This is a genomic window from Candidatus Nitrospira allomarina (genome assembly GCF_032050975.1).
Classification (GTDB): domain Bacteria; phylum Nitrospirota; class Nitrospiria; order Nitrospirales; family UBA8639; genus Nitrospira_E; species Nitrospira_E allomarina.
Map to the genome: position 1 here is coordinate 3,637,613 of NZ_CP116967.1, position 13,274 is coordinate 3,650,886.

Consider the following 13,274-nt stretch of genomic DNA (forward strand, 5'->3'; position numbering starts at 1 on the left):
GACTCAATGAGGTTTGGAGCTGTGCAGAAAATTAATTTAGGCACAAGTGATGGCGCGTATTCTCTTGTTACTGAGCGAGAACACGTAGATTCCCAGATTACATTGACCGATTATGAAGCGGAAATAGTGTTATCTCATTTCGGGAAAGACAACATTCATGTGGGCAACGTGCAATCAAATAAGTTTCTTTCCTCCAAACTATTCCGCCTATTTCCAAGCGGAAAACCAATCAAGCTGAACGTCGTATACCCCAAACCGGAAAAGACTGAATTGAGGTTGTACATTTCGTCAAGAGCGGGCTTCAAACCGAAAGGCGGAGATATCTGGTTCATGTTTCTTAAAGACGATTCCATCTGGATTGGGGCAATGGCAGAGCCTTTATGGAGAAACAAAGCTTCAGAGGTCAAAGCCGACGAGTCTGATGACATATACCAGAGAGAGGTCAATGATACAGATAGGGTGCGTATTGCAAAACTGAAGGGACGCGATATATATGCTCGGGATAGGAATATCGCTGTGTCACGAATGAAACTTTCAGGGTATACATGCGAGTTTGATCCTTCACACAAATTATTTTCATCCCGATTCACTAAGAATCCATACTTGGAAGCTCATCATTTAATTCCAATAGGCTTGCAGGGATCATTCAGTCAGTCCCTGGATACAATTCACAATATCTTTTGCCTATGCCCATATTGTCATCGTGCAGTGCATAACGCAGAAAATTCAGTGGCGCGTAGTATTCTTGCCTGTCTTGCCGAAAAGCGACCAGTTCATAAAAAGTTCGGCCTAACTGTCCCCCAACTCTTTGGCCTTTATGCAGTGGAGGAGATTGACTAGGCGTTTGACGTCCTTAACTAAGAAGCATGGGTCTTGGAATATGGGGTTGTGGTAAAGACACAAAACCGGAATTTCTTGTACGAAGCGTTCTCCATCGGAATGGATACCGGCTTCGTCTCCACGCGAAGGAGCTACCAGGGAAACCTGATATTGCTCTAGCAAAGCATCGCAGTGCTGTATTCGAGCATGGATGCTTCGGCCAACGAGACAAACGTTGCCAAGATGACTCAACTCCCAAGAGCCGCAGGAAATTTTGCTTCAAAGATTTACGGATACCGTTTTAAGAGATGTGAAGAACCAAGCAGTTCCACGAAAACATGGCTGGACAATAACAATTGTATGGGAATGTGAGACCGCAAAATCGGATAGACTAAAGATTGGATTAATCAGAGAAATCGAAGAATCATCAAACAATCCGCTCAATCCAATCAATCTCTACAATCCAAGTGCCGCTCAACCGTTCGTACAGATCTGATCGCTAGGCGGAACCCCACCTACTCTTCCACCCCTTTGGGAGGTGACAAAATTCCACCACGGCGTGACCTTAATTTTGTGGAAAGGTCAAAATTGAAGCAGCCTTCTAGGTGCTAAAAGATTTCGGAGACGGACTGAGATCTTTTCCAGGTTCTTCGTTTCGCATTCCCATACAATGATAACGCGCCACTTCAGTTTTCGAAGAGCACGTTCCTTAGCCCGGTCCCTGGTAACATTCCCTTCTAGTTTATTACCCCAGAAGTTTTGTCGTGTTTTTGGTAGCGTGGCGTCCTTACATCCCTTATGCCGGTGCCAGAAACAGCCGTGTACGAAAACCACAGTCTCGTATTTCGGTAGGATTATATCTGGTTTTCCTGGCAGGTCTTTCCGATGGAGCCGGAAACGGTAACCCATGCGGTGCAAGATCGAACGAACCTTCCGCTCCGGGCCCGTGTTGATCCCCTTGATCCGGCTCATGTTCCAACTACGGCGTTGCTTCGTCAGATTGTCCATGGCACGTTAGTACACTGGAAGTAAAAAAATAACCTAGCTTCTAAAAGTCCCAAACAATGGCATAAACTTCTGGGCAGTTGAGATCAACTGTGGTGACTCAAAAATCCTGCAGTTAATGGTAATTTTTTGATGTGTTTCAGGGAACACTGGCTAAGGCAAGCTACAAGGAAGGAAAAAGACTTAGGATTCTAGCTAATTTTAGACCCGGCTTTCCACCTTACCGACAGCATAGCGAGCAAGATCACAAATAGCAGCTCCACTCAATTCTCCGTTATCAGGCAAATCGTCATCTCCGATTAAAGCCACCATCCCTTTTAAAGCCTCATAGAGCAATGAGGCAGTTTCCTTGTCGATATCAATACTTGTTTTTTCCATAACCTGCCCTCCCATGTTTGAAAGATGCTACCACTCCATACCTAGCGATGCAATCCAATCTTCAGGTGATTTTGGAGTATATGGTCGAGTATGGCGTCGGGAATAGTTTTTGACATAGTCCTCCGTTAAAGATGCAGTGTGCCCTTTCTCCCATGTCCATTAGCTATGAGTCGACCCCGTACTTAAGAGTCGGGTATTGCCTTCACACATCACACCAGTTTTGCCCCTAATCTCCCTCCCCCACCTCTATTGGCCGCCATCCTGTTGGAGTGGGAGAGACTTCTACTTTTCGATTTTCTCTGGTCGCCTCATCCTGACTCAGAGATAAGTCTGCCTTTGGCGCGGCCGAGGAGCGGAGTCAACTTCAAAGATTCGGCGAGGACGGTTTAAGCCCTTCGGCTTCGCTCAGGACAGGCTCCTCGAGTTCCGCTTCGGAACAAACCCCTACAAGGGCGAGGGAGTTTCTGACTTTTTATTGGGTTGGTGGCCGGGTCGTGACTTCATACGTTAAACTGCTTCTGGCCTGGGCTGGTCCTGCTTAATGGGAAAGTCGACACGCACACGCGAAGGAACATAATGGGAATGTTGAAAAAAGCCACCAGCGGCGTTCTCGCCGTTTTGTCGTACTCACGTACTGAGGGTAAGCTCCGGGCGCCAAAATGGCTGTGGCCTTGCTGGATGACGTTTTTGAACATTCCCGTCAGCTGCTGATGCCTAAATTTTTCTCGTGCATATTCCGGTGATTTTTGCGATTTATTCAACAAGGCCATAATGGCCGGTGCTACGATCGCGTTCGCTCACGAAAATATTCGAATCCAACTCTCACCCATTCGTGGGACAGAGAACCATGAAGTCACGGGAACACAGACATGAACAATAATTATTGCCTGCGTCGAATTCGTTACATCCTGGATTTTGGTGATTCCAAAATGATTGATGTCTTTGCTCAGGCCAACCAGACCGTGACACGAGCAGAGGTGAGTGCGTGGTTAAAGAAAGATGATGATCCGGATTTTGTGGAATGTCCTGACCCCATGTTCGCCACGTTTCTCAATGGTTTGATTAACGATAAGCGTGGCAAGAAAGAGGGCGCGCAGGCTGAACCGGAACAACGGCTCAACAATAATATTATTTTCGTCAAACTGAAAATCGCCTTCAATTTACAAGCCGATGACATCTTGTCGATATTGGCTTTGGCTGATTTTCGTATCAGCAAGCATGAGCTGAGTGCATTTTTTCGCAGACCTGACCACAAACACTATCGCAAATGCCAGGACCAAATTTTGCGGAACTTCTTGAAAGGCCTGCAACTGCAGTATCGTCCCGAGAGGGAATCTGACGAACCTTTTCAATAGCCACCCCCTTGGAGTCGTGGGGAAAATCTTTGGTTGACTCCTACTCCTCCTCTCGCACTGGCCGGCATGGCCACCGTGTACTTCAGGACGTCGATTCCTTATCTTCAACAACACGGGTGGCGGCAAATCGGTATCCGGGCCGAGGAGGTGGCGCGCCGTACGCCTTTTCGGAACACGGAAGTTATTGGTGGGATTCTGGGACGAGAGTACAATGCGGTTATTTGAACCCGCCCAGCGAGTTGCCTTGAAGAGATAGATTTCTTGAACATCGATTTCAGAAAGAAGCAAGCGCGTGTTTTAAAATGGTGAGCTGTACTGTGTACCTTATATACGGGGTTTCGCCCCCGTACGACGAGGTCCTTTTGTTTCGGCAAAAGGACCCAAAACCATGTTGGCCGTGGCATGGCCCTCCGGGTGCCCTGCGCGGTTCACCGACACCGGCGGCGGGCAAACTCGCTGCGCTCAAACACTGCCCGCCATTTTTCCGGTGCCGGTTGCACGGCTCGGCCATGCCACCAGGCCAGGAAATCCACATTCTTGAGGTCAAGTCTTGCCATACGACATTTTTACTGCCTTGTCTTGGAGCTCCAGGGTTCTTCTTCTCTCCCCCTGTTTCTTTCGAAAAAATTTGTGTTGGTGTGAGGGGGCATTCTGCTTTTCTGTTTTCTATGGTCTCGGTTGGGTGACATATTTAAAAATGGATGCCTACCGAAGACCTGCAGTGATGGCGGAGGGACATAGTGTTTCGATACGCGGGATTAGGCTGGGCACAGATCCTTCTCTGCTGCTCAGGATGACAATACGGGGAATAGGTTTGGTGCCCGATGACTGGCGAGAATGACGGAGGGGGGATGGATGGAACTTGTCTTTTAGATTAGATGCCGGGTTTCGGCCCGGCAGCCGAGGTCCTTTTCTTTCGGGAAAAGGACCAAACAACGGTTGCGCTCCGCGAGACGCACCTTGCAAAACGACGCCCCGTCTGGCCCGATCGAAAAGGAGGGACGCCAACTTTGAAGAGCGGCCCAACTCGCAGGGCTCAAACAAGGTCCGCTAGCTGCCAAGAGCGCCCCTCCTTTGGGCCAGCCGACAGGCGTCGGACCACAGAAGAAACAACGTTCGTGCTGCAGGGTCAGGGCTTCCATTCACATATCACTCCCACCTTGCCCGCAACCTCCCCACTGACGACCACCTGGAAGAACGGAAGGGCGTAATGTTTCGATAGGCGGGATGAGGCTGGGCACAGATCCTTCGCTGCTGCTCAGGATGACAACCTATTTTTTCCTTTGCCAGACTGCTCTCGTCCGGGAATCATCCTAAAGAAAGGTCCTGGCCTCTCAGGATATCGAACGGGGATGGCTCGCCTTTTGGCCGGGGTCTTTACTCCGCATTGTTCATGGCTGCATGAAGATGAATGTCCCATAACAGTTGTCCGGTAGGCCACATAGTTATGGCCCACCGCCTTTGCAAAGGGAAAATACCACGGTTAAGGATGCCTCTATTGGGTGCAAGGATGGGTCTTCGCATCGACCGAGTGTGCCCTCGGCACATGCAGACGATCTGCCAAAAAATTGTGATAATGCTAACCTGAATCGTTTTTGGTAAGGTTCAGCCAGAAAAATGACGATGAATTGACAGAAGACACCTATCGGTGCCTGGAAGGCTCTGACATCTTTTTTGATGGCAGGGCGCATACTTTCATGTGGAGGCGATGTCATGAACCACAAGAATCTTGTCTCGTTATTGGGCAGCAGGCGGGAGGAAATCGTTCGCCGATTTGCCATTAAGACATTGGGTATTTTTGGGTCGGCCGCCCGTGATGAAATGCATGAGGGAAGCGATATCGATGTTCTTGTGGAGTTTCAGTCCTACCCCACCTTCGATGCCTATATGGATCTCAAGTTTTATTTGGAGGATCTTTTTCAGACAAATGTCGATCTGGTCCTTGAGGACACCGTGAAGCCTCGCATGCGTTCTTTGATCGAAAAGGATTTGATTCGTGTCGCGTGATTGGACGTTTTTCCTTGAGGATATTCTGGAAGCCGCCAATAAAGTGCTTCGCTAGACCAACGGCCTGACACTGGAAGCCTTCCAACGTGATGAACTGGTTTTCGATGCCGTGGTCCGCAATTTGGAAATAATCGGCGAGGCCGCCAAACATTTGCCGAGAGACGTCCAAGAAATGATGCCGGAGGTTGAATGGTCCAAAGCCGCCGCATTTCGTGATGTGATCGTCCATGGCTACTTTGGCTTGAATGTCCACATTATCTGGGATGTGGCCCGGAACAAAATCCCAGACATCTCCAGGTCTGTCGAAAAACTGCTGACAACACTACGAAATGATCAAACTTAAGCCGTCTGATTTCTTATCTCAGTCGACAGATGAGGTGGTGAGGTTTTTGAACCACGCCTGCCGCTTAATTTCCTTCAACTCTCCTGTCTTTCACAATCGGGGTCAAATGTTGTATTCCTCTGCGGGTCTTTCTGGCACTTGGATTTTAGAGGCCGGAGTTTCGGCCCGGCAGCCGAGGTCAAGGAATTCGGGGTTTCGCCCCCGTACGACGAGGTCCTTTTGTTTCGGCAAAAGGACCCAAAACCATTGACGCCCCGTCTGGCCTGATCGAAGAGGAGGGACGCCAACTTTGAAGAGCGGCCCAACTCGCAGGGCTCAAACACGGTCCGCCAGCTAATAAGAGCGTCCCTCTCTCGGGCCAGCCGGAAGGCGTCGGACTGGGGGTCAAGTCTTGCAATACGATATCTTTACGACCTTGTCTTGGTAGCTCCGAGCTCTTCTTCTCTTTCCCGGTTTCTTCCGAAAACCTTTGTGTTGGTGTGAGGGGGCATTCTGCTTTTCTGTTTTCTCTGGTCTCGGTTGGGTGAAGGATTGAAGATGGATGCCAGCTGACGACCTGTAGAAATGACGGAGGGGAAGATGGATATGACTTGTCTTTTAGATGAGATGCCGGGTTTCGGCCCGGCAGCCGAGCCACTTTTGTTTCGGCAAAAGTGGCCAAAACCATTGACGCACCGCCTGGCCTCATTGAAGAGGAGGGACGCTAATCAAGCGAAGAGCGGACCAACTCGCAAGGCTCAAACACGGTCCGCCCGCGGATTAGGAGCGTCCCTCCTTTGGGCCAGCCGGAAGGCGTCGGACTACGGAAAAAACACTGTTCGCGCTGCAGGGTCAGGGCTTCCATTCACATATCACTCCCACCTTGCCCCCTAACCTCCTCCCCCACCTCTATTGGCCGATATTGTGTGGCACCGCGAGGGAATTCTGCTTTTCTGTTTACTCTGGTCTCGATCGGCTTAGAGAATGGAGATAGATTACCGGTTACAACCGGACAGGGATGACGGAGGATTTGATACCTGCCTGCTCTCTTCCTACGAGTATAATAATGAGGGAAAGACGGATTGCCGATTTCTTTCGTGATGTAACCCTTCAATACGCTAGTGCCCCGCTCCCTTCAGGAAAGCACTGCGCCTGGGAAGCTGCCTCAGTGGATGGTGGCTGCGGAATCGGTGGTCGTCTGTTTCTGTTGCTGTTGTTGTTGCTGTTGATACAGGGCTTCGAAATTCACCGGGTTGAGCATGACGGTCGGGAACCCTCCCCGCGTCACCGCATCAGACACCGACTCACGAACATAGGGAAAGAGAATATTTGCACACCCGATCCCTAACACCGGACCCATTTCCGATTCGGGGACATGCTGAATCCGAAATATGCCGGCTTGTTCTACCTCCACAATAAACATGATTTTTTCGTTGACCTTGGCCGTCACGGTCACCGTCACGGACGCATCATACATGCCCTCTTCAACACGGGTATGTTGCGTCTTCAATTCGACATGAACCTGTGGGGCTCCACCCTCCCGAAAAATGCCGGGTGCATTGGGGACTTCCAAGGACATATCCCTCACGTAGATTTTTTCTATGGTAAACACGGGCTTTTGTTCTTCAGTCATGGGTCATCCTCTTGTGCGTGAATAGAGATGGGCTTCAAGCCACAACCGGGCCTGAGCAACCTGATCTTCCGGCATTCTAAAAAAAAAGGAAACCCATATTGTCATCGATTCCTCATGAGACGCAACCCGGCTTCCATTTCCTAGATACTCTCAGGCCCCTTCACAACTTCTTCCAAGAGGAGATGGATGACCGATTGAACATGTCGGAAATGACGGAAGGAAAGTGGATTCCATTAATTTTTTGTTATCACAATAGTCTTTTCTCCTTCCAACCCGAGACCCCGGGTATTTTGCAGATGAGGAAATTCCGTGCCCGGTGTTGATGTGGAAGGCCAGAGATTGGCATCATGTCGTATGCTATAGAGGAAGAGACCACGGTGGCGTTGAATCTAACCGGGAGGTCTGAGCATGCGATTCTACATTTTACGTAATCAGGTCGTCGTTCCCGCTTCGAGTGCCAAGGAATTTGGTGAATGGGTGGAAACGGCTGATCGGGTTGTGAGTCACACACAGGTCGCAGACATTGAGGTGTCTACCGTGTTCCTTGGGATTGATCATCAATTCTTTGCCGGCCCTCCTCTCCTGTTTGAAACGATGGTGTTTGGTGGCGATCTTGATCAAACGTGCCGCCGCTGCTCCACCTGGGATGAAGCGGAGGCGCAACATGAAGAGATTTTGTCGGAAGTGTTAAACCGGGTGTATGGCTATCATAAGCCGGGGTAAACCTGGGACGTTTGTTTGGTCTTGAATCTGTTTGATGGCAGGTTTTCCATTCACATCTACTCGCAGTTCCTGCCTACCTTTTTGCTTATTTAAAATGGCTTACTTTTTTCTGCGGGGTTTCGGCCCCGAAGGACGAGGTCCTTTTGTTTCGGCAAAAGGACCCAAAACCATTGACGCCCCGTCTGGCCTCACTGAAGAGGAGGGACGCCAACCCTGGGAAGAGCGGACCAACTCGCCAGGCTCAAACACGGTCCGCTGGCTGATAAGAGCGTCCCTCCTGTGGGCCAGCCGGCAGGCGTCGAGTCAAAATAAATGCGTGCCGACGCAGGCCAACGGAGGGGCGGCCCAACTCGCAGGACTCAAACAAGGGCCGCCTCTTTATTTGAGCGTCAGCCCGGTTAGCCGACCTGAAGGTGATAGTTTAAAGACGCCTACCTTCCTTTTCCCCTCTCAGGGCTTGGGATCGGAACCTTCTATTCACAGATCTTCCCAGCCTATTTTCTACCTTCCTGGTTGTCTAGGCTGGTTCACTTTTGTCTGTGGGTTCTTGTGGGAAAAGTTTTGTAAATCGAAGGTGGATGAAACTTGTCTTTTAGATGCCGGGTTTCGGCCCGGCAGCCGAGGTCCTTTTGTTTCGGCAAAAGGACCCAAAAACCATTTCCACCCAGGTCGGCCTCATTACATCATGGCGACGCAGGTCTAGGAAGGGCGGCCCAACTCGCTCCGCTCAAACAAGGGCCGCCTCTTGATTTGAGCGTCAGCCCGGATGGCCGACCTGAAGGTGGGAGTTTCGGTAAACCTTCCTTTAATTTCCCCTACCAGAGCTTGAAGTCAGGCCTTCCACCCACCCATACTCCCACCTTAACCTGTACTCCGAATTCTTTTCCTCCCATTTTTATTCCCCAACACGGTTGCCTGGCGGCTGGCCCCAGAAGTGAACGCTCTAATGAAACGGCGGGCCTTGTTTGAGCCCTGCGAGTTGGTCCGCCCTCCTGAAGCTTGCGTTCACTTCATCGAATGAGGCCAGACGAGGCATCAATGGTTTTGGCTACTTTTGCCGAAACAAAAGTGGCTCGTCTGCCGGGACGAGACCCGGCTCTTTTTTGATAAAGGATGATGGCAGCGAGAGGATGGGTGCCCACAAGCCTGGTGCATGACGGAAGGGAGAAAAAATAGGAAGTCAAACGAAGCGAAGATAAATTCCCAACTACAACTTGCGGGGCTGAAGGCAGAGATGGGTTTGATGTGATGTACCTTGGGCACAGATCCTTCGACGAGCCTGCCCTGAGCGGAGTCGAAGGGGCTCAGGATGCCAAGGAGACAGGAAGCTCAGAATGACAACTCGGATCTGTTGACTCCCGTCGGGCACGACGGAGGGGAAAATGAATACCGATCGTTTTTTCGAGTCCCGATTAAGCCCAGTTTTTCTTTTCGCTTCATGGATTTAATCGCGGCTTCTCTTTTTAATGCCTGGCCTCTCGTCTCCTGACGTTCGGTGAACACCAAGGTAAACGGACCGCGGTGTTTCGTATATTTGGCCCCTTTCCCTTTCGCGTGTGCGGCAAGACGACGCTCCAGATCCAGGGTAATCCCGGTGTACAAACTAGAATCGGCGCATTCCAACATGTAGACCGTCCACGCCATACAAGGCCCTTTCCTCATTAACCATGCCGCCCGGTCCGGCTGTGAGTGAATCTCCCCCCTACCCATACGAGACCACCGGGAACTCACCTGAAACATTCCCGTATTGATCCCCCTCAATGACTAATCGTCGAGCAGCAGATGTCCAAATACCGAGAAGATGCCGATCATGATGCCGGTCACAAATTGCGCATGCACAAAATAGGAGAACTTTTTCAAATCCTGTGGAGAATATCGCCATGTCAGGAAAAATCCAAACATGCCCTGCCACAGCACCAGCGCCAGGACGGCCGGAAAAAATAAGATGTCGGCGTGCAGGCCGAGCATCGCGATGTGCAACAAGATGACCGCGATGGCGGCAATCCCCACGTAGACGTGCGTGCGATTCAACACATTGAGAAGGGTGCTGAATGGTGGAATCGCAGACATGTCGTATTCGTCGGGGACAAGTCGCTGAAGGAGGCCACCCTGACCACACGCCAACTTCAACAACGTTCTCCCATAAATAATGCCCAGTGCCCAGAGGCCGAGCGTCCCGAAGCCTTCCCCGATTTCGCGCAGAAAGGTTTCGTGCTCGGGATCATCAGGCCGATTCGGATAGAGAGAGAGGAAGTATCCAAAGGAGAGAAGAAACACACTGACCGTAAAGATGAGGATTCGTTTAAGATTGCTCATGCGAAGGTTCCCGCTTGGTTATTGCGAGTGTTGCGGATGTCTTGTCAATGGTATCGGATGGAAACACATATGGGAATGGGACGGCAGGCATACCTGTCGTGTATCGATTGGTTTCCTGGTGACACGCCCCGGGTTCATTCCGAAACGTTTTCATTCCCCTGACACTCTGCTTCCGAAGCCACTCCCCGATTTCCCGCCGTGCGGCGGTACATGCCGACTGCGAGGGCGAGGGCGATGAGGATGAGCATCGCGGCGACGGCGAATGTGCTCCGCATACCCCTGGCCACGGCCTCGGGAGGCGCCGTGGTGATGTCGATCGTGGCCGAGGCAAAGGCGAACACTGCACCCATCACGGATGCCCCGGTGATGCGCCCGAGGTTGCGCGAAAGGTTGAGCATGCCGGATATGACGCCCCGCTGGTCCGGACTGATACCGGTCATGACGGCGGTGTTGTTGGCCGTCTGGAATAACCCATACCCGGCGGTGATGACAACGATGGGAGCGAGGTAGCCGGAAATACCGAGTGTCGCCGGCAGCACGGCCAGGAGGAAGGAACCGGCCCCCATGCCGATGAGCCCGACGATCGCCACGCGTGGTGCGCCAAACTGGTCCGCCATGCGCCCGGCGGGCACCCCGGTTAGCGCGGCGACCAGCGGCCCGGCCGATAAGACGAGTCCCACCATCGCCGCATCGAGGCCGAGCGCACGAGAGAGATAGAACGGCCCGACGACGAGCGTCGCCGTCACCACGGTCGTGACAAGTGCGCTCATGGCGAGGCTTGCACTCAGCAGGGAATCGCGGAACACCGCCAATCGGATCAACGGCGAGGCGGTTCTCGCCTCGACGTGCACAAAAAGCCCGACGCCAATTGCCGCAGCCAGGAGCAGCGCCAGATTGAGGGCACCGAAACTGCCGCGACCGAGCGTCACGGCGAGGGCATAGGCCGCGAGCGTCAGCGCCAGCAGAAACGTACCCACATGGTCGAATCCGGCCCGATCCGTCTCCGGCCCGCGGCGATCCACGGGGAGGTAGTGATGCGCGAGAAGAAAAGTCAGCATCCCCAGGGGTAGGTTGATGAGGAAGATGGCCCGCCAACCGAATCCGGCGATCAGCACGCCGCCGAGCGATGGACCGAGAGCCGTGCCGATTGCGGACATCGTGCCGAGCAGGCCCATGGCGCTCCCGGTCCTGGCCTTCGAAACCGTCTCACCGACAAACGCCATGGAGAGCGCCATCATGATTGCCCCACCGAGGCCCTGCGCCGCCCGCCCGGCAATCAACAACCAGAATGTGGGCGCGACGGCGCACAGGACCGAGGCGACCGTGTAGAGGAAAATTCCGGCTAACAGCAGCCGGCGCCGACCGATGATATCACCGAGCCTTCCGACGCTGACGATCAGGGTCGTGGCAGCGAGAAGATATGCGAGGATCACCCACTGGACTTCCTGGAAGGAGGCGGTGAACGCCCGGGCCAATGTGGGTAAGGCCACATTGGCGATACTGGTATCGAGCGAAGAGAGCAACATGGAAAGCGACAGGCTGACGAGCGCCCATCGTATCGTTGGTTTCCGTTCTGCACTTTCATGGACGACCGTAGATTGGTTCGCAAGAATTGTCTTCACCTTACCCTCCGCGATTTTGGCCACTCTCGACCTGTCATGATCCAAAATATACTCTCTGCGGTGACCTGGCGGAAGACGCACCACTTGCACTGTATTCGTGCATGAGACGCTACATCACAAAAAACTATGCTACAATCCCTGCATGTCGACCCCTGATTTCAATCTGCTGATCACGCTCGATGCGGTGCTCGCGGAAGGGAGTGTGGCGCGCGCAGCCCGACGGTTGCGGCTGAGTCCGTCGGCGATGAGCCGCGCGCTGGCGCGCTTGCGTGAGACGATTGGCGATCCGCTGTTGGTGAGGGCCGGACGCGGTCTCGTTCCCACCCCCCGGGCGCTCGAACTCCGCGAGCGGGTCAGTCAGCTCGTGCAGGACGGCGAAGCGGTGCTTCGCCCGGCCGGAAAGCTCAACCTCGCACAACTCGTCCGGACGTTCACGCTCCGGACCGGCGAAGGCTTTGTCGAGAACTTTGGACCGGCTCTCATTGCCCGCATCGGCAAGGAAGCGCCCGGCGTGCGGTTGCGCTTTGTACAGAAGCCCAACAAAGACAGCACGCCACTTCGCGAAGGGATCGTCGATCTGGAAACCGGCGTGGTGGCTGACACAACGGCCCCCGAGGTGCGCGCGCAAGCATTGTTTAGCGACCGGTTTATCGGCGTCGTGCGAAGAGGGCACCTACTGAGCAAGGGGAAGATCACGCCCTCCCGGTATGCTGCCGGAAAGCACGTCATTGTCTCGCGGAGGGGTCTCGACAAGGGAACGATTGATGAGGCCTTGGAGCTTTTAGGTCTGAAACGGGAGATCGTAACGATCGTCGGTGGTTTTTCGGCCGCGCTGGCGCTCGCCCGGGGTTCCAACCTGATCGCCAGTGTTCCCGAACGACACACCGGAAATCTGCGCACCGGCATGCAGAGCTTTCCCCTTCCGTTCTCCACCCCGGAGGTGACGGTTTCCTTGCTCTGGCACCCCCGGCTGGATGCCGATCTCGCGCATCGCTGGCTTCGCGGCCACATCCGGGAAATCTGCGCGGCGATCCGCTGAAGAGGTAGGTCTCTCCCCGTCCACCAGGACAATCTTGCCGATTGTCTGCAGAATC

General features: G+C 53.0%; 16 protein-coding genes. 9 read left to right on the forward strand and 7 right to left on the reverse strand.

What is annotated here, in order from left to right; translation table 11 throughout:
* The first annotated feature begins 6 nt into the window (after positions 1-6).
* Positions 7-840 (forward strand): HNH endonuclease, encoded by an 834-nt coding sequence (locus PP769_RS16145; RefSeq protein WP_312642015.1) that lies wholly within the window; start codon positions 7-9, stop codon positions 838-840.
* Between the two features lie 26 nt (positions 841-866).
* Positions 867-1,124, forward strand: a complete 258-nt coding sequence (locus tag PP769_RS19820) for a hypothetical protein (RefSeq protein WP_376753385.1) — start codon at positions 867-869, stop codon at positions 1,122-1,124.
* A gap of 277 nt (positions 1,125-1,401) precedes the next feature.
* Here PP769_RS19820 and PP769_RS19825 read toward each other — a convergent pair whose 3' ends face one another.
* Positions 1,402-1,773, reverse strand: a complete 372-nt coding sequence (locus PP769_RS19825) for a very short patch repair endonuclease (RefSeq protein WP_376753455.1) — start codon at positions 1,771-1,773, stop codon at positions 1,402-1,404.
* Between PP769_RS19825 and PP769_RS16150 the strand changes: the two genes are divergently transcribed.
* Positions 1,705-1,851 carry a hypothetical protein gene (locus PP769_RS16150; protein ID WP_312642017.1) on the forward strand — a complete coding sequence of 49 codons (147 nt, stop codon included), beginning with the start codon at positions 1,705-1,707 and terminating at the stop codon, positions 1,849-1,851. The two genes, PP769_RS19825 and PP769_RS16150, sit on opposite strands and share 69 nt — an antisense overlap.
* 174 nt (positions 1,852-2,025) lie before the next feature.
* On the opposite strand, the gene PP769_RS16155 is transcribed toward PP769_RS16150, so the two are convergent.
* A complete protein-coding gene (locus tag PP769_RS16155) occupies positions 2,026-2,202 on the reverse strand; it encodes a hypothetical protein (RefSeq protein WP_312642019.1) in 177 nt (58 codons plus the stop codon).
* 869 nt (positions 2,203-3,071) lie between these two features.
* Between PP769_RS16155 and PP769_RS16160 the strand changes: the two genes are divergently transcribed.
* Positions 3,072-3,557: a YehS family protein gene (locus PP769_RS16160; RefSeq protein WP_312642021.1), complete on the forward strand. Its 486-nt coding sequence runs from the start codon at positions 3,072-3,074 to the stop codon at positions 3,555-3,557.
* A 33-nt stretch (positions 3,558-3,590) separates the two neighbouring features.
* A complete protein-coding gene (locus PP769_RS16165; RefSeq protein ID WP_312642023.1) occupies positions 3,591-3,782 on the forward strand; it encodes a hypothetical protein in 192 nt (63 codons plus the stop codon).
* Between the two features lie 203 nt (positions 3,783-3,985).
* Here the strand turns inward: PP769_RS16165 and PP769_RS16170 are convergent, their stop codons facing one another.
* The gene (locus PP769_RS16170; RefSeq protein WP_312642026.1) at positions 3,986-4,114 is read right to left on the reverse strand and encodes a hypothetical protein; all 129 of its coding nucleotides are present in this window, start codon (positions 4,112-4,114) and stop codon (positions 3,986-3,988) included.
* 1,156 nt (positions 4,115-5,270) lie between these two features.
* On the opposite strand from PP769_RS16170, the gene PP769_RS16175 reads away from it, so the two are divergent.
* Together PP769_RS16175 and PP769_RS16180 are read left to right on the forward strand one after the other, a co-directional pair.
* Positions 5,271-5,564: a nucleotidyltransferase family protein gene (locus PP769_RS16175; RefSeq protein WP_312642028.1), complete on the forward strand. Its 294-nt coding sequence runs from the start codon at positions 5,271-5,273 to the stop codon at positions 5,562-5,564.
* Between the two features lie 70 nt (positions 5,565-5,634).
* Positions 5,635-5,907: a HepT-like ribonuclease domain-containing protein gene (locus PP769_RS16180; RefSeq protein ID WP_312647058.1), complete on the forward strand. Its 273-nt coding sequence runs from the start codon at positions 5,635-5,637 to the stop codon at positions 5,905-5,907.
* A 1,144-nt stretch (positions 5,908-7,051) separates the two neighbouring features.
* On the opposite strand, the gene secB is transcribed toward PP769_RS16180, so the two are convergent.
* The gene (gene secB / locus PP769_RS16185) at positions 7,052-7,519 is read right to left on the reverse strand and encodes a protein-export chaperone SecB (RefSeq protein ID WP_312642030.1); all 468 of its coding nucleotides are present in this window, start codon (positions 7,517-7,519) and stop codon (positions 7,052-7,054) included.
* A gap of 408 nt (positions 7,520-7,927) precedes the next feature.
* On the opposite strand from secB, the gene PP769_RS16190 reads away from it, so the two are divergent.
* Complete coding sequence (locus tag PP769_RS16190) at positions 7,928-8,242, forward strand: hypothetical protein (RefSeq protein WP_312642032.1); 315 nt, start codon at positions 7,928-7,930, stop codon at positions 8,240-8,242.
* A 1,329-nt stretch (positions 8,243-9,571) separates the two neighbouring features.
* Here PP769_RS16190 and PP769_RS16195 read toward each other — a convergent pair.
* From PP769_RS16195 to PP769_RS16205, 3 genes are all read right to left on the reverse strand, one after another.
* Positions 9,572-9,886: a GIY-YIG nuclease family protein gene (locus tag PP769_RS16195; RefSeq protein WP_312642034.1), complete on the reverse strand. Its 315-nt coding sequence runs from the start codon at positions 9,884-9,886 to the stop codon at positions 9,572-9,574.
* A gap of 120 nt (positions 9,887-10,006) precedes the next feature.
* A complete protein-coding gene (locus tag PP769_RS16200; RefSeq protein WP_312642036.1) occupies positions 10,007-10,558 on the reverse strand; it encodes a hypothetical protein in 552 nt (183 codons plus the stop codon).
* Positions 10,559-10,692: 134 nt separating this feature from the next.
* On the reverse strand, positions 10,693-12,180 hold the full coding sequence (locus PP769_RS16205) for an MFS transporter (protein ID WP_312642038.1): 1,488 nt from the start codon (positions 12,178-12,180) through the stop codon (positions 10,693-10,695).
* 142 nt (positions 12,181-12,322) lie between these two features.
* Between PP769_RS16205 and PP769_RS16210 the strand changes: the two genes are divergently transcribed.
* A complete protein-coding gene (locus tag PP769_RS16210; RefSeq protein ID WP_312642040.1) occupies positions 12,323-13,219 on the forward strand; it encodes a LysR family transcriptional regulator in 897 nt (298 codons plus the stop codon).
* The last annotated feature ends 55 nt before the right edge of the window (positions 13,220-13,274 follow it).